Origin of the sequence: Serratia sp. LS-1, from assembly GCF_003719595.1 — a bacterium.
GTDB lineage: Bacteria > Pseudomonadota > Gammaproteobacteria > Enterobacterales > Enterobacteriaceae > Serratia > Serratia ureilytica.
The window spans coordinates 1,574,421-1,592,969 of sequence record NZ_CP033504.1; the positions used below are offsets into that span (position 1 = coordinate 1,574,421).

General features: G+C 57.5%; 18 protein-coding genes and 1 other annotated feature. Of the genes, 15 read left to right on the forward strand and 3 right to left on the reverse strand.

Annotated elements, in window-relative coordinates; all coding sequences use genetic code 11:
• Nucleotides 1-81 precede the first annotated feature (81 nt).
• Complete coding sequence (gene ghoS, locus EDY99_RS07730; RefSeq protein WP_033642868.1) at nucleotides 82-381, reverse strand: type V toxin-antitoxin system endoribonuclease antitoxin GhoS; 300 nt, start codon at nucleotides 379-381, stop codon at nucleotides 82-84.
• A 109-nt stretch (nucleotides 382-490) separates the two neighbouring features.
• Here ghoS and EDY99_RS07735 point away from each other — a divergent pair, with 109 nt between their 5' ends.
• The 6 genes from EDY99_RS07735 to EDY99_RS07760 all read left to right on the forward strand — a co-directional run bounded on the left by EDY99_RS07735 (nucleotide 491) and on the right by EDY99_RS07760 (nucleotide 8,144).
• Nucleotides 491-1,156 (forward strand): transglycosylase SLT domain-containing protein, encoded by a 666-nt coding sequence (locus EDY99_RS07735; protein WP_004931439.1) that lies wholly within the window; start codon nucleotides 491-493, stop codon nucleotides 1,154-1,156.
• A gap of 304 nt (nucleotides 1,157-1,460) precedes the next feature.
• A complete protein-coding gene (locus EDY99_RS07740) occupies nucleotides 1,461-2,186 on the forward strand; it encodes a gluconate 2-dehydrogenase subunit 3 family protein (protein ID WP_033642869.1) in 726 nt (241 codons plus the stop codon).
• A gap of 2 nt (nucleotides 2,187-2,188) precedes the next feature.
• Nucleotides 2,189-3,970: a GMC family oxidoreductase gene (locus EDY99_RS07745; RefSeq protein ID WP_004931432.1), complete on the forward strand. Its 1,782-nt coding sequence runs from the start codon at nucleotides 2,189-2,191 to the stop codon at nucleotides 3,968-3,970.
• 12 nt (nucleotides 3,971-3,982) lie between these two features.
• Nucleotides 3,983-5,320: a cytochrome c gene (locus EDY99_RS07750; protein WP_033642870.1), complete on the forward strand. Its 1,338-nt coding sequence runs from the start codon at nucleotides 3,983-3,985 to the stop codon at nucleotides 5,318-5,320.
• A 256-nt stretch (nucleotides 5,321-5,576) separates the two neighbouring features.
• On the forward strand, nucleotides 5,577-6,860 hold the full coding sequence (locus EDY99_RS07755) for a serine/threonine protein kinase (RefSeq protein ID WP_033652462.1): 1,284 nt from the start codon (nucleotides 5,577-5,579) through the stop codon (nucleotides 6,858-6,860).
• A 150-nt stretch (nucleotides 6,861-7,010) separates the two neighbouring features.
• Nucleotides 7,011-8,144, forward strand: coding sequence for an ABC transporter substrate-binding protein (locus EDY99_RS07760; RefSeq protein ID WP_116286382.1), 1,134 nt, complete (start codon nucleotides 7,011-7,013; stop codon nucleotides 8,142-8,144).
• A 36-nt stretch (nucleotides 8,145-8,180) separates the two neighbouring features.
• Here EDY99_RS07760 and EDY99_RS07765 read toward each other — a convergent pair whose 3' ends face one another.
• Nucleotides 8,181-8,870, reverse strand: a complete 690-nt coding sequence (locus EDY99_RS07765) for a MarC family NAAT transporter (RefSeq protein ID WP_033652461.1) — start codon at nucleotides 8,868-8,870, stop codon at nucleotides 8,181-8,183.
• Between the two features lie 107 nt (nucleotides 8,871-8,977).
• Nucleotides 8,978-9,205 (reverse strand): hypothetical protein, encoded by a 228-nt coding sequence (locus tag EDY99_RS07770; protein ID WP_123061644.1) that lies wholly within the window; start codon nucleotides 9,203-9,205, stop codon nucleotides 8,978-8,980.
• A gap of 223 nt (nucleotides 9,206-9,428) precedes the next feature.
• Here EDY99_RS07770 and EDY99_RS07775 point away from each other — a divergent pair, with 223 nt between their 5' ends.
• The 9 genes from EDY99_RS07775 to pheT all read left to right on the forward strand — a co-directional run bounded on the left by EDY99_RS07775 (nucleotide 9,429) and on the right by pheT (nucleotide 18,548).
• A complete protein-coding gene (locus EDY99_RS07775; RefSeq protein ID WP_033642876.1) occupies nucleotides 9,429-10,478 on the forward strand; it encodes a YrzE family protein in 1,050 nt (349 codons plus the stop codon).
• Between the two features lie 239 nt (nucleotides 10,479-10,717).
• Nucleotides 10,718-11,341, forward strand: a complete 624-nt coding sequence (locus EDY99_RS07780) for a hypothetical protein (RefSeq protein ID WP_123061645.1) — start codon at nucleotides 10,718-10,720, stop codon at nucleotides 11,339-11,341.
• Nucleotides 11,342-11,559: 218 nt separating this feature from the next.
• On the forward strand, nucleotides 11,560-13,488 hold the full coding sequence (gene thrS / locus EDY99_RS07785; protein ID WP_025159696.1) for a threonine--tRNA ligase: 1,929 nt from the start codon (nucleotides 11,560-11,562) through the stop codon (nucleotides 13,486-13,488).
• Between the two features lie 3 nt (nucleotides 13,489-13,491).
• Nucleotides 13,492-14,043 (forward strand): translation initiation factor IF-3, encoded by a 552-nt coding sequence (gene infC, locus EDY99_RS07790; RefSeq protein ID WP_048233542.1) that lies wholly within the window; start codon nucleotides 13,492-13,494, stop codon nucleotides 14,041-14,043.
• Between the two features lie 98 nt (nucleotides 14,044-14,141).
• The gene (gene rpmI / locus EDY99_RS07795) at nucleotides 14,142-14,339 is read left to right on the forward strand and encodes a 50S ribosomal protein L35 (RefSeq protein WP_004931418.1); all 198 of its coding nucleotides are present in this window, start codon (nucleotides 14,142-14,144) and stop codon (nucleotides 14,337-14,339) included.
• A 43-nt stretch (nucleotides 14,340-14,382) separates the two neighbouring features.
• Complete coding sequence (gene rplT, locus EDY99_RS07800) at nucleotides 14,383-14,739, forward strand: 50S ribosomal protein L20 (protein WP_004931417.1); 357 nt, start codon at nucleotides 14,383-14,385, stop codon at nucleotides 14,737-14,739.
• Between the two features lie 113 nt (nucleotides 14,740-14,852).
• Nucleotides 14,853-14,975, forward strand: a sequence feature (Phe leader region).
• Nucleotides 14,857-14,901 carry a pheST operon leader peptide PheM gene (gene pheM / locus EDY99_RS24730; protein WP_121626058.1) on the forward strand — a complete coding sequence of 15 codons (45 nt, stop codon included), beginning with the start codon at nucleotides 14,857-14,859 and terminating at the stop codon, nucleotides 14,899-14,901. (Overlaps the previous feature by 45 nt.)
• Nucleotides 14,976-15,162: 187 nt before the next feature.
• The gene (gene pheS, locus EDY99_RS07810; RefSeq protein ID WP_123061646.1) at nucleotides 15,163-16,146 is read left to right on the forward strand and encodes a phenylalanine--tRNA ligase subunit alpha; all 984 of its coding nucleotides are present in this window, start codon (nucleotides 15,163-15,165) and stop codon (nucleotides 16,144-16,146) included.
• 14 nt (nucleotides 16,147-16,160) lie between these two features.
• Nucleotides 16,161-18,548, forward strand: a complete 2,388-nt coding sequence (pheT, locus tag EDY99_RS07815) for a phenylalanine--tRNA ligase subunit beta (protein WP_033642878.1) — start codon at nucleotides 16,161-16,163, stop codon at nucleotides 18,546-18,548.
• Nucleotide 18,549 lies beyond the last annotated feature (1 nt).

Consider the following 18,549-nt stretch of genomic DNA (forward strand, 5'->3'; position numbering starts at 1 on the left):
GAAGTCAAGCGTCACTTGCCCACCGCCGGCGGGGCTATTTCTCCAACTGAAAAATAATTCCGTCCGGGGAGTTATAGCATTTTATGTATCAGTATGTAACCGCTGAAGGTAGTCCTTACAGGTGCAGATCGCCACCTCCGGCTGTTTTCCCAACGCCAACTGCCCGAACCCCTGCGCAAGTCGCTGCACATCCTCTTGATCCAGAACGGTTATGAACGCAAAACTGTTGCTGCCGAGCTCATGATGAACGCCATTTTCGTCTGTCACCGACGTGACAAAACCTTCACGGGTCAATTGCCCGGTCAGCTTGGCCAGGTCGGTCAGTCCCGCTTCCTGATAGCGAAAAGTCACCACAAAGCAGCTTGTTGCAGATTGACTCATAAATCACCTCTTGGTATATGGATAGCTTGAGATTAGTCCAAAAAATTACTGCAGGTGTCCTTACAAGTTGTATATGCTACGCAACTCATTGAAAGGAGTGAGGGATTCTGTGAAAACAAAAATAGGTTGCCTTACGGCAATTTTGCTTTTGTCGGGGTGCGCCAAAGACCCGCAAACGGCGAGCAATATTTCAGGCAGTGGCACAACGCGCGGCGGTTGGTTAAAACCCCCTCCGCAGGCACCGGTAAACCGCACAGGCACCCCGGTTGCTTATAACGATTACATTCGTCAGGCCGCCAGCAACTACGGCGTCGACGAAACGCTGATTAAAGCGATTATTCAGGTGGAGTCCGGGTTTAACCCGAACGTGGTCAGCACCTCGAACGCAGTGGGATTGATGCAGCTGAAGGCTTCTACCGCCGGCCGCGACGCCTATCGCATGAAAGGACGAAGCGGGCAACCCAGCTCGCGTGAGCTGAAGGATCCGGCGGTCAATATTGATCTGGGAACGGCCTATATCAATATTCTTCAAAGCCAGCAGCTAGCCGGGATCAACAACCCACAGACTTTGCGTTACGCCACCATCGTTTCGTATGTGAACGGGGCGGGCGCCATGTTGCGCACTTTCTCCTCGGACAAGCGCGTGGCGGTTAATCGCATCAATCAGATGAGTCCGGATGAGTTTTATCAGCACATCCAGAAAAAGCACCCGGCACCGCAGGCGCCGCGCTATTTATGGAAAGTGACCACCGCTTATCAGGCGATGTCGCAGTAATCCCATCCTTTGAATCGGCCGCCGAACGCGGCCGATTTTGTTTTCGGCGTCAGTTTTTAGCGCGACCCGCCTCTCATTTTTCGTTATTTCCTCATCGCTTATCAGAAAAACCGCACAAAAAGTTAAATTTACGTTAGCAGATAAATCTTTACGTTCATTCAATAAGTTACCGGTAACATTTTTGCTTTTGCTCGCATTCTGACCTTCAATAAATAGACAAATAAGTAACAAATTATTTTAAAAACCCGTATCGATCGCAAGGTTGCGGTTAAATAGTTGTGACTATCTTTGGATGGAATGTGACATGTCGAATCATAAAACCAACAATTCGCGGCGCGATTTCTTGTTGAAATCGATGACCTTAATTCCTGCGGCGGTAATTGGTGGCAGCGGCGTTGGCGCGCTGACGGCCCCAGCACCAGCGGTCGCTGCCTCGAACACTTCAACGCAGAACGATTACCAACCGACCTTTTTCACCCCGGAAGAGTGGGCCTTCATCAAGGCCGCCGTCGCGCGCCTGATCCCGGCCGACGAACGCGGCCCTGGCGCGCTGGAAGCCGGCGTGCCGGAGTTTATCGATCGCCAGATGAACACGCCGTACGCCACCGGTTCCATCTGGTACATGCAGGGGCCGTTCAACCCCGATGTGCCGAAGGAGATGGGCTACCAGCTGCCGCTGGTGCCCAAGCAAATCTACAACCTCGGCATCCATGACGCCGACGCCTACAGCAAGAAAACCGCCGGCAAGCCTTTCGCCGAACTGGATGGCGCGCAGCAAGACGCCCTGCTGCAAAAGTTCGAGTCCGGCGAGGCGGAGTTCCAGCAACTGCCGTCGAAACTGTTCTTCTCCTATCTGCTGCAAAACACCCGTGAAGGTTTCTTCAGCGATCCGATCCATGGCGGCAACAAAGACATGGTTGGCTGGAAGCTGATTAATTTTCCGGGCGCGCGCGCCGATTTTATGGACTGGGTTGAGCGAGGGGAGCGTTATCCCTTCCCGCCGGTCTCGATTCGTGGGGAGAGGGGCTAACCATGGCAACGGTAATGAAAAAAGTAGACGCGGTGATCGTCGGCTTCGGCTGGGTGGGCGCGATCATGGCCAAAGAGCTGACCGAGGCCGGCCTCAACGTGGTGGCGCTGGAGCGCGGCCCGATGCGCGACACCTACCCGGACGGTTCTTATCCGCAGGTGATCGACGAGCTGACCTATAACATTCGACGCAAGCTGTTCCAGGATCTGTCGAAAAGCACCGTCACCATTCGCCACAACAGCAGCCAGACCGCGGTGCCTTACCGCCAGCTGGCGGCGTTCCTGCCGGGCACCGGCGTCGGCGGCGCCGGTCTGCACTGGTCGGGCGTGCATTTCCGCGTCGATCCGATCGAACTGCGCATGCGCAGCCATTATGAAGAGCGCTACGGCAAAAACTTCATTCCGAAGGACATGACCATCCAGGACTTCGGCGTGACCTACGACGAGCTGGAACCGTTCTTCGACAAAGCGGAGAAAGTGTTCGGCACCTCCGGCACCGCCTGGACCATCAAGGGGCAGAAAGTGGCGCAGAAGGGCGGCAACCGCTTTGCGCCGGATCGCTCCGACGACTTCCCGCTGCCGGCGCAGAAAAACACCTACTCCGCCCAGCTGTTCGAGAAAGCGGCGCTGGAGGTGGGTTACCACCCTTACAACCTGCCGTCCGCCAACACCTCGGACTCTTACACCAACCCGTACGGCGCGCAGATGGGCCCATGCAACTTCTGCGGTTTCTGCAGCGGCTACGCCTGCTACATGTATTCCAAAGCCTCGCCGAACGTCAACATCTTGCCGGCGCTGCGCATGGAGAAACGCTTCGAGCTGCGCACCAACGCCAACGTGCTGAAGGTCAACCTGACCGATGACAAGTCCCGCGCCACCGGCGTGAACTACGTCGATGCGCAGGGCCGTGAGATTGAACAGCCGGCCGACCTGGTGATCCTGGGCGCGTTCCAGTTCCACAACGTGCACCTGATGCTGCTGTCCGGCATCGGCAAGCCTTACGATCCGGTGACCGGCGAAGGCGTGGTCGGGCGCAACTTCGCCTACCAGAACATGACCACCATCAAGGCGTTCTTTGATAAAGACGTCTTCACCAACCCGTTCATCGGCGCCGGCGGCAACGGCGTGGGCGTGGATGACTTCAACGCCGACAACTTCGATCACGCCAAAGAAGGCTTCGTCGGCGGTTCGCCGTTCTGGGTCAACCAGGCGGGCACCAAGCCGATCTCCGGCCTGCCGACCCCGCCGGGTACCCCGGCCTGGGGCAGCAAGTGGAAAGCGGCGGTGGCGGATGCCTACACCCACCACGTCTCGATGGACGCCCACGGCGCGCACCAGTCGTACCGCAACAACTATCTGGATCTCGATCCCAACTACAAGAACGTGTTCGGCCAGCCGCTGCTGCGCATGACGTTCGACTGGCAGGAAAACGACATCAAGATGGCGCAGTTCATGTACGACAAGATGGCGCCGATCGCCAAGGCGATGAACCCGAAACTGATCGCCGGCAGCCCGAAAAACGCCAACAGCCACTTCGATACCACCAGCTACCAGACCACCCACATGAACGGCGGTGCGGTGATGGGGGAAGATCCGAAGACCAGCGCGGTCAACCGCTATCTGCAGAGCTGGGATGTGCACAACGTGTTCTCGATCGGCGCATCGGCCTTCCCGCAAGGGCTGGGCTACAACCCGACCGGCACCGTGGCGGCGCTGGCTTATTGGTCTGCCCGCGCCATTCGCGAGCAGTATCTGAAAAACCCAGGCCCATTGGTGCAGGCATAAGGACGGCGAACGATGAAAGCATTTGTACCGGCACTGGTTCTCAGTGCAGTGAGTTTCTCCGTTTGGGCGCAGGACGCCACCGTCAGCAGCGAGCTGATCAAGCGCGGCGAGTACCTGGCGCGCGCCGGTGACTGCGTGGCCTGCCATACCGATGGCAAGAACGGCAAGACCTTCGCCGGCGGCCTGGCGATGGAGACGCCAATCGGCACCATCTACTCGACCAACATCACGCCGGACAAGAAAACCGGCATTGGCGATTACAGCTTCGAGGATTTCGACAACGCGGTGCGTAAGGGCGTAGCCAAAAACGGCAGCACCCTGTACCCGGCGATGCCGTACCCGTCGTTCGCGCTGGTGAAAGAGGACGACATGCGCGCCATGTATGCCTATTTCATGCACGGCGTGCAGCCGGTGGAGCAGGCCAACAAGGACTCCGACATCCCGTGGCCGCTGTCGATGCGCTGGCCGCTGAGCATCTGGCGCGGCATGTTTGCGCCGTCGCCGGCGGATTTTGTCGCCGACGCCAAGGCCGATCCGGTGATTGAGCGCGGCCGCTACCTGGTGGAAGGCCTGGGCCACTGCGGCGCCTGCCATACCCCGCGCAGCATCACCATGCAGGAGAAAGCGTTGAGCAACAGCGAAAGCGACGACTACCTGTCCGGGAGCAACGCGCCGATCGACGGGTGGGTGGCTTCCAGCCTGCGCGGCGACCGCAAGGACGGCCTGGGCAGCTGGAGCGAAGCCGAGCTGACCGAGTTCCTGAAAACCGGCCGTAACGACAAAGCCATCGTGTTCGGCGGCATGAGCGACGTCGTGGAGCACAGCCTGCAATACCTGAGCGACGACGATCTGACCGCCATCGCGCGCTACCTGAAATCGCTGCCGCCGAAAGACGGCAAGCAGCAGGCGGCGCCGGTCGAAGACAGCGTGGCCAAGGATCTGTGGCGCGGGAATGACAGCAAGCCCGGCGCGGCCCTGTATGTTGATAACTGCGCGGCCTGCCACCGCACCGACGGCGTGGGCTACAAGCGCGCCTTCCCGTCGCTGAAGGGCAATCCGGTGGTGCAGACCGAGGACGCGACCTCGCTGATCCACATCGTGCTGACCGGCAACACCACGCCGGCGGTGCAGGGCGCGGTGTCCAACATCACCATGCCGCCGTTTGGCTGGCGTTTGAACGATCAGCAGGTGGCGGACGTGGTGAACTTCATCCGCTCCAGCTGGGGCAACAGCGCCAAACCGGTGAGCGCCTCCGACGTGGCCGACGTGCGTAAAGACCGCTCGATGATCCGCGATGAGAAGGAGATGGGCAGCGCCGAGGTGCCGGACCATCCGGACGCGAAGAAGTAAACCGTTTAAGGGCTCCGCAAGGGGCCCTTAGTTTTTCTGCTGCCGCCTGCTTTTTCAGCAGATTGTGTTCGCAAATCGTCCGTTCAGCCGATAAAACATAGACCCGCAGCGGATTTTTCATTATCCTTTGCCGTCCTTTCATCAGGCGTAAGTATGAAATATCGCTTTAATTCACTGATTATTATTAAAAAACTCGCGGAGAAGGATATCCCGTTAGGCGCAATCGTTGTCGCCGCAGATTAAGGTAGACTGTCTCATGAGTACGATTTCTCCCGATTCAGGCACGCTGACGGCCGCTCAGACTGCCAAATGGAACAAAACCGACACCGTCTGGATGTTCGGTCTCTATGCGACTGCGGTGGGCGCAGGTACGTTGTTCTTGCCGATCAACGCCGGCCTGAACGGCCCGCTGGTGCTGCTGTTGATGGCGCTGTTCGCTTTCCCGCTGACCTATTTGCCGCACCGCGCGCTCAGCCGCTTCGTGCTTTCCGGTTCCAGCCGCGACGGCAACATTCACGATGTGGTGGTGGAACACTTCGGCGTGCTGGCCGGCAAAATCATCATGGTGCTGTATCTGATGGCGTTCTTCCCGATCGTGCTGGTGTACAGCATTTCGATCACCAACGCGCTGGACAGCTTCCTGATCCATCAGTTTCACGTGGCGCCGCTGCCGCGCCTGTGGCTGAGCCTGGCCGTGGTGGTGGTGCTCAATCTGGTGCTGCTGCGCGGCAAAGACAGCATCGTGGCGGCGATGGGCATGCTGGTGTTCCCACTGCTGGTGTTCCTGATGGGCATTTCGCTCTATCTGATGCCGAGCTGGAATACCGCCAACTTCGTGCATGGCCTGGCCGCCACCCGCTTCGACACGCCGGGGTTGTGGCATTCACTGTGGCTGGCCGTGCCGGTGATGGTGTTTTCCTTCAGCCATGCGCCGATCATCTCTTCCTTCGCCTCGACCCAGAAGAGCCTGTACGGTGACAAGGCGGAACGCCGCTGCGCGCGCATCATGCGCTACAGCTATGTGCTGATCTGCGTTACCGTGCTGTTCTTCGTGTTCAGCTGCGTGCTGAGCCTGTCTCATGAAGACATGCTGCAGGCGAAAGAGCAGAACATCACGGTGCTGACCACGCTGGCCAACAAGTTCTCCAACCCGCTGATCGCCTACCTTGGCCCGGTGATGGCGATGCTAGCGATGGCCAAATCCTATCTCGGCACCTCGCTGGGGGTGACGGAAGGGGCGACCAGCCTGATCGACGGCGTCACGCGCGCGGTCGGCAAGCCGCTCAGCTCGCGCATGACGCACCGCATCTCGGCGGTGTCGCTGTTCCTGCTCACCTGGGCGGCGACGGTGTGGAACCCCAGCGCGCTGCATATCATCGAAACCATCAGCGGCCCGCTGATTGCGGCGATCCTGTTCATCCTGCCGATGTACGCCGTGCGTGCGGTGCCGGCCATGCGCCAATATCGCGCGGCGAGCAACGTCTTCGTGCTGGTGATGGGGCTGATCGCGCTCTCGGCGCTGATCTACGGCCTGATATGATCCCCTGGGCGCGCCGGCTCCGGCGCGCCTCTTATCCTTCCTTTACACATCCCTTTGCAATTAATCGCAGGCATGCCGGGCGTTATCTTTGATAATGCAAGCCATTCTCATTAGTATTTCCTGAATGTATTCATGACTAAGGAGTCTTTCGTGCACCGTCGAATCACTTTGCCGGCGCTGGTTTGCGCCGCCTTACTCGCCTCTCCGGCGATGGCCACTACCTATCCGTTGACCCTGACCGACACCTCCGGCCAGACGGTCACCCTCCCGCAGGAGCCGAAACGCATCGTGGTGCAGGACGGGCGCGACATTCTCACGCTGGCGCTGCTCGATCGCGCCAACCCGTTCGGCCGGCTGGTGGCCTGGAATAACCTGCTGAAGAAAAGCGACGCTGCGACCTGGGAAATCTTGCAGAGCAAATGGCCGGCGGCGAAAAACATCATCGACATGGGATTCAGCGATAAAGGCGAAGTGAATCTGGAGAGCGTGATCGCCAAGCGCCCCGATCTGATGATCGCCCAGCTGCGCTCCAAGCCTTCGCTGAGCCAAACCGGCGTGCTGGATAAGCTGAAGGCGCTGAACGTGCCGGTGTTGTTTATCGATACCATGCTCAAGCCGGTGGAAAACACGCCGAAAAGCGTGACGCTGCTGGGGGAAACCCTCAACCGTGAAAGCGAAGCCAAGCAATATACCGATTATTATCAGCAGCATTATCAGGCCATTCTGGCCAAAACGCAGGCGGTGGAACCTAAACCGTTGGTGTTCTTTGAAGCCAAGGCCGGTCTGAATGGCCTGGAATCCTGCTGCTTCACCCATGCGCACGTCGGCTGGGGCGCGTTGGTCGAAGCGGTCGGCGCGCGCAACATCGGTTCTGCGCTGCTGCCAGGTGCGACCGGCGACGTGGCGCTGGAAAAAGTGATCAGCATGAAACCGGATGCGTATATCGTTTCCGGCTCACAGTGGGCCAGCAAGACCAACGCCGCGGTGCCGTTCGGCTATGGCGTGACGCAGCAGCAGGTGGATGAGGCCTTCAACCGCATGAAGCAGCGCCCGGGGTTCTCGCAGGTGTCGGCGGTGAAGGAAGGGCGGTTCTACGGCATCTACCATAACTTCTACAACCACCCGTACAACATCGTCGGGCTAGAGTATCTGGCGAAGTTTATCTATCCGGCGCAGTTCCCGGATTTGGATCCGGCCAAGACCTACAGCGAGATCCTCAGTCGCTTTACCGAAGTGCCGGAAGGCAAGGGCATTTTGGGCGCGCAGGCGCCGGCGGGGAAATAACGGCAACGGGCGCGGTGTCGCGCCCGTTTTTCATGGTCAGGCGGCGGCCGGTGTATAGGTGGAGATGATCTCCAGCACGCCGTTGATGATGAACTGAACGCCCATGCACACCAGCAGGAACCCCATCAGGCGCGAGATCGCCTCGATGCCGCTTTTCCCGACCAACCGCATGATGGCGCCGGAACTGAGCAGGCAGGCCCACAGGATCACCGCGACCGTCAGGAAGATGGCGACCGGCGCCACGGCCAACACCCAGGGTTCAAAACCCAGCGAGTTCGCTTTGACGCTCGACGCCGAGCTGATGATCATCGCGATGGTACCCGGCCCGGCGGTGCTCGGCATGGCCAGCGGCACGAAGGCGATGTTGGCCGACGTCTTGTGGCGCAGCTCGTGCGACTTGCTCTCCACCTCCGGCGCGTCTTCGGGGCTCTGCTGCGGGAACAGCATGCGAAAACCGATGAAGGCGACGATCAGGCCGCCGGCGATGCGCAGGCCGGGGATCGAAATGCCGAAGGTGTTCATCACCACCTGCCCGGCGTAAAACGCCACCGTCATGATGCAGAACACATAAACCGAGGCCATCAGCGACTGCTGATTACGCTCTTCGCGCGTCATATTGCCGGACAACCCGAGCAGCAACGCCACCGTGGTCAGCGGGTTGGCCAGCGGCAACAGCAGCACCAAACCCAGTCCGATGGCCTGGAATAACTGCAAAATACCCGTCATAAAATAGACTCCCTGTGCAACGTTCAAGCCGCCAAACGGCGGCCCATGAGCTGAACAGCCTAGCCTGCCGTACGCCTGGCGGCAATGGGGATAGCTCGTAACGTTAATTAACCGTCGGCCCGGGCGGTCAGCGTCGCCGGCCGGCGAAATTCGTCGGCGCGAGACTCATCGTCATCGCCGCACTCGCCGGCGAGCTCAGGTTCATCCTCACACCCCAGCGGCGCCTCGTTGACCGCAATCGCGCGCGGCACCGAACGTGCGCCAAAATGCACCAGCCCATATAACGTCGCCAATGCCGCGCACGCCACGATGAGGGCTGCGAGTAACCGGTTCATGTTGTGCGCTAAGACCTTGTTCATTGGTGGATAGCGTAAGAATAGTGACGCTAAGGCGGTCTGTCAGCGTAGCGCCGCTGAAAATAAACGCACGTCTGAAGTTACTATCATTAATTATTTTTAACTGTTTTCACCCTTTAACCGCCTGATTGATGAAGCGAGTCTATAATGGTAAGGCTTTCTGGCATTTCTTTATAATCGAAAACTTAAAAGGAGTTTTACTATGGAAGTGGCAAAAGAATGGGTAGCGGCGAAAAAAATCTCCTGGGGCAGCGTCATCGGCGGCGTGATCACCGTATTGGCTGTTTCACTGTTGCTGTCGACGTTAGGCACCAGTCTTGGATTCTCCATCGTGGATCCGACATCAGACGATCCGATAAACGGCGCCGGTACCACCGTAGTGATTTGGTCCGCTGTTTCAATCATTATTAGTTTGGCCGCCGGCGCTTTTATTGCCGGGCGTTTGGCTGCTAATGACGGACTTATTCATGGCTTCCTGGTATGGGCGACCTCACTGATTGTGGCGGCGGTGCTGGGGGGGATGCTGGTCGGGTCTGCCGTGAAGGCGACCGGCAATGCGCTGGGCGCTATCGCTTCGACCTCCGGCAGCTTGCTCTCCGGCGCCGGTTCAGCGATTGGCAAAGGGGCATCCGGATTGGCTGACGCCGGCGGTAAAGTGTTTGACAAGTTGGGCATTGACACAACCTTGGAACCTGAACAGCTGCAAGGCGATGTGGTTACGGCGCTTAAAAAAAGCGGTATCCCGTCATTGCAGCCTGAATTCATGCAACAGCAGTTGAATGCGGCCAAAACTGATTTGGCGGACGCAGTAAAAGCTCTGGCACTTCAGCCTGACAATAGCGACGCCATTATTAATCAACTGGTCGCCAAGCTTAAAAAACAGGGTGAGGCCATCTCGCAAGATGTGGATCAAGACGCCCTGAAAAAGGCCTTGGCGGAAAATACCGATATGACGCCGCAGGAAGTGGACCAGACGGTGAAGAATTTGGTCGAAGCCAAAAATAAAACTGCGCAGCTGGTTAATCAGCGTTTGGATGACGCCGAAGCAAAAATCAATCAGGCAAAACAGGAGTATGTGGAGCTGAAACAGAAGGCGCGCGAACAGGCTGCCGCTGCTGCGGACGAATTGTCGCGGGCCGCATTGTGGTCGTTCTTTGCGCTGTTGATTGGCGCAGTGGTCAGTGCGTTGGCCGGCTTGTGGGGCGTTAACACCAATGTCCGCCGTATCGCGGTATCACCTGCGCAGGCGTAATCTTCAAGCTCCTTTGCGCGTCTCGATGATATAGGGATGAGAGCCTGGAATACTGACGACGATGAAGTGACTGCCAGGAAAGACTGGCCTTACCCCGGCCCAGGTGCCGGGGTTTTTTATTGTTTCGGCGTAATTAACGACCACCTTTCGCGCGGCGCAGGGCATTAGGCATCAATTGCCACGATCCCTGAGAACAGGTGGATACCATAGATGCGCTGTAAATAATAATGAGTGTGATTATGAAACAAGAACTGCATATTTTACTGGGGAAAATCGGCGCATTCGCGCTTTCCGCCGCCTTCATGGCGGCATTGGTCGGCCTGGTGTTTATCGATGTGCACTGGCTGCATAACTTCGTGCATGAAACCTCGTTGACCGAAGCGGCGCAGGAACTGTTGCTGCTCGCCATCTCCGGCGGTTTCTTCACCGCGGCTCGGCGACAGGCCGAGCGTCGTTCCGCCTGGCTGCTGGTTGGCGGCTTCTTTCTCTGCATGCTGATCCGCGAGATGGACTTCGCTTTCGATGCGTTGTGGCACGGCGCCTGGGTGTGGTTCGCGCTGGCGGTCGCCTTGGGCTGTCTGTGGCATGCCGCAAGGCATATTGCGGCGACGGCGCGCGGCCTGGTCTATATCGTGTCGCACCCCGGCTACGGCATGATGTGCGCCGGCCTGCTGTGCATCCTGGTGTTTTCACGCCTGTTCGGCATGAGCGCGCTGTGGCAAACGCTGATGCTGGACGGTTACAACCGGGTGGTGAAAAACATGGTGGAAGAGGGATGCGAACTGCTGGGCTACGGCCTGTGCCTGCTGGCCACCCTTAGCTACCTGAAAGGCGTGTTTGCGCCGGACAGAGCGAAAGCGTGAGGGCGGCGGCGCTTTATTTATCCGGAACAATTTTAGTGATACTATTCGCTTAGCCGAATGCGGCTGAGAAGGTATGCGTTCCATTCTGTATACCCAGTGAGGTTTCAATCTGGCAATTGTGGGCGAGATCTGAAACCTGGCTGACCAAACCCAAAATCCAATTTTCGTACTGCATGTGATCTGTCGTGTGGGTCACCACTGTAGATAAGGAATTATTAATGCCTGTTATTACCCTTCCTGACGGAAGTCAGCGTCATTTCGATCACCCCGTTTCCCCGATGGATGTCGCGCGCGATATCGGCCCTGGCCTGGCGAAAGCCTGTATCGCCGGCCGCGTCAACGGCGAGCTGGTCGACGCCGGCGATCTGATCGAATCAGATGCGCAGCTGGCCATCATCACCATCAAAGACGAAGACGGTCTGGAAATCATGCGCCACTCCTGCGCGCACCTGCTGGGTCATGCGATCAAGCAGCTGTGGCCGGATACCAAAATGGCGATCGGTCCGGTGATCGACAACGGTTTCTATTATGACGTGGATATCGACCGCACCCTGACGCAGGAAGACCTGGATCTGCTGGAAAAGCGGATGCACGAGTTGGCCGATAAGGATTACGACGTCATCAAGAAGAAGGTCAGCTGGCAAGAAGCCCGCGACACCTTCGCTGAGCGCGGCGAAATCTATAAAGTGGCGATCCTGGATGAGAACATCAGCCATGACGATCGTCCGGGCCTGTATCACCACGAAGAATACGTCGACATGTGCCGCGGTCCGCACGTGCCGAACATGCGTTTCTGCCACCATTTCAAACTGCAGAAAACCTCCGGCGCTTACTGGCGCGGCGACAGCAAAAACAAAATGCTGCAGCGTATCTACGGTACCGCCTGGGCAGACAAGAAGCAGCTGAACGCCTACCTGCAACGCCTGGAAGAAGCGGCCAAGCGCGATCACCGCAAGATCGGCAAACAGCTCGACCTGTATCATATGCAGGAAGAAGCGCCGGGCATGGTGTTCTGGCACAACGACGGTTGGACTATCTTCCGCGAGCTGGAAGCCTTCGTGCGCATGAAGCTCAAAGAGTACCAGTACCAGGAAGTGAAAGGTCCGTTCATGATGGACCGCGTGCTGTGGGAAAAAACCGGCCACTGGGAAAACTACAAAGACGCCATGTTCACCACCGCGTCGGAAAACCGCGAATACTGCATCAAGCCGATGAACTGCCCGGGTCACGTGCAGATCTTCAACCAGGGCCTGAAGTCGTACCGCGATTTGCCGCTGCGCATGGGCGAATTCGGCAGCTGCCACCGCAACGAGCCTTCGGGTTCCCTGCACGGCCTGATGCGCGTGCGTGGCTTCACGCAGGATGACGCCCACATCTTCTGTACCGAAGAGCAGGTGCGCGCCGAAGTGAACGAATGCATTCGCATGGTCTATGACGTGTACGGCACTTTCGGCTTCGACAAGATCGCCGTCAAGCTGTCCACGCGCCCGGAAAAACGCATCGGCACCGACGACATGTGGACCCGTGCGGAAGAAGACCTGGCCGCCGCGCTGACCGAGAACGGCATTCCGTTCGAGTACCAGCCGGGCGAGGGCGCCTTCTACGGACCGAAAATTGAATTTACCCTGCATGATTGTTTGGATCGCGCATGGCAATGTGGTACCGTGCAGCTCGATTTCTTCTTGCCGGGCCGTTTGGGCGCATCGTACGTTGGCGAAAACAACGATCGCGTCGTGCCGGTAATGATTCACCGCGCCATTTTGGGCTCCATGGAACGCTTCATCGGTATCCTTACCGAAGAATATGCCGGGTTCTACCCGACCTGGATCGCTCCGGTGCAGGTGGTGGTGATGAATATCACCGACAGCCAGTCTGATTACGTCCAGCAATTGACCAAAAAACTGCAGGATGCAGGTATTCGCGTGAAAGCGGACTTGAGAAATGAGAAGATTGGCTTTAAAATTCGCGAACATACTTTACGTCGAGTCCCTTACATGTTGGTGTGCGGTGACAAAGAGGTCGAAGCAGGCAAAGTTGCCGTTCGTACCCGCCGTGGCAAAGACTTGGGAAGCCTGGACGTAAACGAAGTCGTAGACAAGCTGCTGAAAGAGATTCGCAGCCGTAGTCTTCATCAACTGGAGGAATAAAGTATTAAAGGCGGAAAACGAGTTCAACCGGCGCGTCCTAATCGCATTAACAGAGAAATTCGCGCGCAAGAAGTTCGCCTAACCGGCGTCGATGGCGAGCAGATTGGTATTGTCAGTCTGAATGAAGCTCTTGAAAAAGCTGAGGAAGCGGGCGTTGATTTAGTAGAAATCAGCCCAAATGCCGAACCGCCAGTTTGCCGAATCATGGATTACGGCAAATTCCTCTACGAGAAGAGCAAGTCGACGAAAGAACAGAAGAAGAAGCAAAAAGTTATCCAGGTTAAGGAAATCAAATTCCGTCCTGGCACCGATGATGGCGACTATCAGGTCAAACTACGCAACCTGATTCGCTTTCTGGAAGATGGCGATAAAGCCAAAATCACCCTGCGTTTCCGCGGGCGTGAGATGGCGCACCAGCAGATCGGCATGGAAGTGCTTAACCGCGTCCGTAAAGACCTGTGTGAAGATATGGATCTGGCAGTGGTCGAATCCTTCCCTACGAAGATCGAAGGCCGCCAGATGATTATGGTGCTCGCTCCTAAGAAGAAACAGTAAGGCTTACAAGTAATGGAACCCGCGCGGCGCTTGCGCTGTGTGGGTTTTATTCGCCCAACTGATTCGTTGTTTAACAATGCGAAGTGGATTTAATTAAAATGCCAAAGATTAAAACTGTACGTGGTGCAGCCAAGCGCTTCAAAAAAACCGGCAGCGGTGGTTTTAAGCGTAAACATGCCAACCTGCGTCATATTCTGACCAAAAAAGCAACCAAGCGTAAACGTCACCTGCGTCCGAAAGGCATGGTGTCTAAAAACGATCTGGTCCTGGTTACCGCGTGCCTGCCGTACGCATAAGCCATTTTTTTTGAATTTAGAATAAGACTTTAGGAGAGAGCATATGGCTCGCGTAAAACGTGGTGTAATTGCACGCGCACGTCACAAGAAAATCATGAAGCAGGCGAAAGGTTACTACGGTGCCCGTTCGCGCGTATATCGTGTTGCCTTCCAGGCAGTAATCAAAGCAGGTCAGTATGCTTACCGTGACCGTCGTCAACGTAAGCGTCAGTTCCGTCAGCTGTGGATTGCACGTATCAACGCAGCTGCTCGTCAGAACGGTCTGTCTTACAGCAAGTTCATCAACGGCCTGAAAAAAGCCTCGATCGAAATTGACCGTAAGATCCTGGCTGACATCGCAGTCTTCGACAAAGTGGCCTTCGGCGCACTGGTTGAGAAAGCGAAAGCAGCTCTGGCGTAAGTCAGTAGAAGAGGGAGCTTGCTCCCTCTTTTAATCTTTGTTTTCAGCGACAAATATTGACTTTTATTGGCCGCCGCTATATCACTGGTGGACAATCATCGACAAGGTACCGCAATCATGCACGCAGCTATTTTTCGTTTCTTTTTTTACTTTAGCGCCTGACTTCAGGAGGCTTTGCGCGTAAGAAAAGAAACGAAAAGTAGCGCCTAAGCCTCCCTCGTGGAGGCTTTTTTGTTTTTGGCCATCGTCTCGCCTTGCAAAGCGTTGCGGTGAGAACGGCGGGTACTCAGCCGGCCCTGCGCCGCGCAGGCGAGCCGCCTGGCCAGCAACGCATTGAAAAGTCTTTGAAGATTGCTCAAAGGCGTGTTCGAATAATAGATAACAATTACTTAGGGCCATCCCGGCCAGAGGAAGAGGAAAGCAATGCCACATCTCGCAGAGCTGGTTGCCAATGCCAAGGCAGCCGTAGAAGATGCCCAGGATGTTGCCGCGTTAGATTTGGTGCGCGTCGAATATTTTGGCAAGAAAGGTCATTTCACCTTGCAGATGCAGTCTCTGCGCGACGTACCGGCGGAAGACCGCCCGGCGGCCGGCGCGGTGATCAACCAGGCCAAGCAAGAGGTGCAAGACGCCCTGAACGCGCGCAAGAACGCGCTGGAAAGCGCCGCGCTGAACGCGCGCCTGTCGGCTGAAACCATCGATGTCTCCCTGCCGGGCCGTCGCATGGAAAACGGCGGCCTGCACCCGGTGACCCGCACCATCGACCGCATCGAAACCTTCTTCGGCGAGCTGGGCTTCTCCGTCGCTACCGGCCCGGAGATTGAAGACGATTACCATAACTTCGACGCGCTGAACATTCCAGGGCATCACCCGGCGCGCGCCGACCACGATACTTTCTGGTTCGACGCTACGCGCCTGCTGCGCACTCAGACCTCCGGCGTGCAGATCCGCACCATGAAGAACCAGCAGCCGCCGATCCGCATCATTGCGCCGGGCCGCGTTTATCGTAACGACTACGATCAGACTCACACCCCGATGTTCCACCAGATGGAAGGGCTGATCGTTGATAAAGACATCAGCTTCACCAACCTGAAGGGCACGCTGCACGATTTCCTGAATAACTTCTTTGAAGAAGACCTGCAGGTTCGTTTCCGTCCGTCCTACTTCCCGTTCACCGAGCCGTCCGCCGAAGTGGACGTGATGGGCAAAAACGGTAAATGGCTGGAAGTGCTGGGCTGCGGCATGGTGCATCCGAACGTGCTGCGCAACGTGGGCATCGATCCGGAAGTTTACTCCGGCTTCGCCTTCGGTATGGGCATGGAGCGCCTGACGATGCTGCGTTACGGCGTCACCGACCTGCGCGCATTCTTCGAAAACGATCTGCGTTTCCTCAAACAGTTTAAGTAAGGCGGGAATATCACATGAAATTCAGTGAACTCTGGTTGCGCGAGTGGGTAAACCCGGCCATCAGCAGCGAAGCATTATCCGATCAAATCACCATGGCCGGTTTGGAAGTGGACGGCGTGGATCCGGTTGCCGGCGCGTTTAACGGCGTCGTGGTGGGTGAGGTTGTCGAGTGCGGTCAGCACCCGAACGCCGATAAACTGCGCGTCACTAAAGTTAACGTGGGCGGCGATCGCTTGCTCGACATCGTCTGCGGCGCGCCGAACTGCCGCACCGGCCTGAAAGTGGCGGTCGCCACCGTGGGCGCGGTGTTGCCGGGCGATTTCAAAATCAAGGCCGCCAAACTGCGCGGCGAACCTTCGGAAGGCATGCTGTGTTCGTTCTCCGAGCTGGGCATTTCTGACGATCATGACGGCATTATCGAACTGCCGCTGGATGCGCCGATCGGCACCGACATCCGTGACTATCTGAAACTGAACGACAACACCATCGAGATCAGCGTCACCCCGAACCGCGCAGACTGCCTGGGCATCATCGGCGTCGCGCGTGACGTGGGCGTACTGAACCAGGTTGCGCTGACCGAGCCGGACATGAGCCCGGTGCCCGCGACGATTGACGCCACGCTGCCGATCCGCGTTGATGCGCCGCAGGCGTGCCCGCGTTATCTGGGCCGCGTGGTGAAAGGCATCAACGTGAAGGCGCCAAGCCCGCTGTGGATGCGTGAAAAACTGCGTCGTTGCGGTATCCGTTCTATCGATGCCGTCGTCGATGTCACCAACTATGTGCTGTTGGAACTTGGCCAGCCGATGCACGCTTTCGATCTGAGTCGCATCGACGGCGGCATCGTGGTGCGCATGGCGGAAGAAGGGGAAACCTTGACGCTGCTGGACGGCAACGAAGCCAAACTGAACGCCGACACCTTAGTGATCGCCGATCATCAAAAAGCATTGGCGATGGGCGGCATCTTCGGTGGCGAGCATTCCGGCGTCAACGGCGAAACCCAGGACGTGCTGCTGGAGTGCGCTTTCTTCAGCCCGCTGTCGATCACCGGTCGCGCGCGCCGTCACGGCCTGCACACCGATGCTTCTCACCGCTATGAGCGCGGCGTCGATCCGGCGCTGCAGTACAAAGCCATGGAGCGCGCCACGCGCCTGCTGCTCGACATCTGCGGCGGCCAGGCAGGCCCGATTATCGACGTGACTCACGAGAATGAACTGCCGAAACGCGCCACCATCACGCTGCGCCGCGAGAAGCTGGATCGCCTGATCGGCCACGTGGTGCCGAGCGAGCAGGTCAGCGACATTCTGCGCCGCCTGGGTTGCCAGGTGACCGAACAGGGCGACAGCTGGCAAGCGGTCGCGCCGAGCTGGCGTTTCGATATGGAGATCGAAGAGGATCTGGTGGAAGAAGTGGCGCGCGTTTACGGCTACGACAACATTCCGGATGTACCGGTGCGCGCCGATTTGGTGATGACCCAGCATCGCGAAGCCGATCTGACGCTCAAGCGCGTGAAGACCATGCTGGTCGATCACGGTTATCAGGAAGCGATCACCTACAGCTTCGTCGATCCGAAAGTGCAGGCGCTGCTGCACCCGAATGAAGAAGCGCTGATCCTGCCGAGCCCGATTTCGGTCGAAATGTCGGCGATGCGTCTGTCGCTGTGGACCGGCCTGCTGTCTGCGGTGGTGTATAACCAGAACCGCCAGCAGACGCGCCTGCGCCTGTTCGAAAGTGGCCTGCGCTTTGTGCCTGATAGTGCGGCAGATCTGGGTATCCGTCAGGACGTCATGCTGGCGGGCGTGATCGCCGGCCATACGCACGATGAACATTGGGATCTGGCGCGCAAGCCCGTCGACTTCTATGATTTAAAAGGGGATCTGGAGTCTGTCCTCGAGCTGACCGGTAAATTATCCGAAATTCAGTTCCGGGCGGAAGCCAATCCGGCCCTGCATCCAGGGCAAAGTGCGGCGATTTATTTGCACGGCGAACGCGTTGGTTTCATCGGTGTGGTTCACCCGGAACTTGAACGTAAACTGGATCTTAACGGCCGCACTGTGGTGTTTGAACTGGAGTGGAACAAGCTTGCGAGCCGCGCCGTGCCTCAGGCGCGGGAGATTTCGCGCTTCCCGGCAAACCGCCGTGATATCGCCATTGTGGTGGCTGAAAACGTCCCCGCAGAAGATATTTTGGCCGAGTGTAAGAAAGTTGGCGCAAATCAGGTAGTTGGCGTAAACTTGTTTGACGTGTACCGTGGCAAGGGCGTGGCAGAAGGTGACAAGAGCCTGGCTATCAGTCTGGTATTGCAGGATACCGCTCGTACACTGGAAGAAGAGGAGATAGCCGCTACCGTTGCAAAATGCGTAGAGGCTCTAAAACAGCGATTCCAAGCATCCTTGAGGGATTGAA

Bases quoted from the DNA above. Each gene is read 5' to 3' on its own strand.
- EDY99_RS07740 (WP_033642869.1), top strand. From the start codon at position 1,461: ATGTCGAATCATAAAACCAACAATTCGCGGCGCGATTTCTTGTTGAAA.
- EDY99_RS07750 (WP_033642870.1), top strand. From the start codon at position 3,983: ATGAAAGCATTTGTACCGGCACTGGTTCTCAGTGCAGTGAGTTTCTCC.
- rpmI (WP_004931418.1), top strand. From the start codon at position 14,142: ATGCCAAAGATTAAAACTGTACGTGGTGCAGCCAAGCGCTTCAAAAAA.
- EDY99_RS07770 (WP_123061644.1), bottom strand. From the start codon at position 9,205: ATGAACCGGTTACTCGCAGCCCTCATCGTGGCGTGCGCGGCATTGGCG.
- EDY99_RS07775 (WP_033642876.1), top strand. From the start codon at position 9,429: ATGGAAGTGGCAAAAGAATGGGTAGCGGCGAAAAAAATCTCCTGGGGC.
- pheS (WP_123061646.1), top strand. From the start codon at position 15,163: ATGCCACATCTCGCAGAGCTGGTTGCCAATGCCAAGGCAGCCGTAGAA.
- ghoS (WP_033642868.1), bottom strand. From the start codon at position 381: ATGAGTCAATCTGCAACAAGCTGCTTTGTGGTGACTTTTCGCTATCAG.
- EDY99_RS07765 (WP_033652461.1), bottom strand. From the start codon at position 8,870: ATGACGGGTATTTTGCAGTTATTCCAGGCCATCGGACTGGGTTTGGTG.
- pheT (WP_033642878.1), top strand. From the start codon at position 16,161: ATGAAATTCAGTGAACTCTGGTTGCGCGAGTGGGTAAACCCGGCCATC.
- thrS (WP_025159696.1), top strand. From the start codon at position 11,560: ATGCCTGTTATTACCCTTCCTGACGGAAGTCAGCGTCATTTCGATCAC.
- EDY99_RS07755 (WP_033652462.1), top strand. From the start codon at position 5,577: ATGAGTACGATTTCTCCCGATTCAGGCACGCTGACGGCCGCTCAGACT.
- rplT (WP_004931417.1), top strand. From the start codon at position 14,383: ATGGCTCGCGTAAAACGTGGTGTAATTGCACGCGCACGTCACAAGAAA.
- EDY99_RS07780 (WP_123061645.1), top strand. From the start codon at position 10,718: ATGAAACAAGAACTGCATATTTTACTGGGGAAAATCGGCGCATTCGCG.
- EDY99_RS07745 (WP_004931432.1), top strand. From the start codon at position 2,189: ATGGCAACGGTAATGAAAAAAGTAGACGCGGTGATCGTCGGCTTCGGC.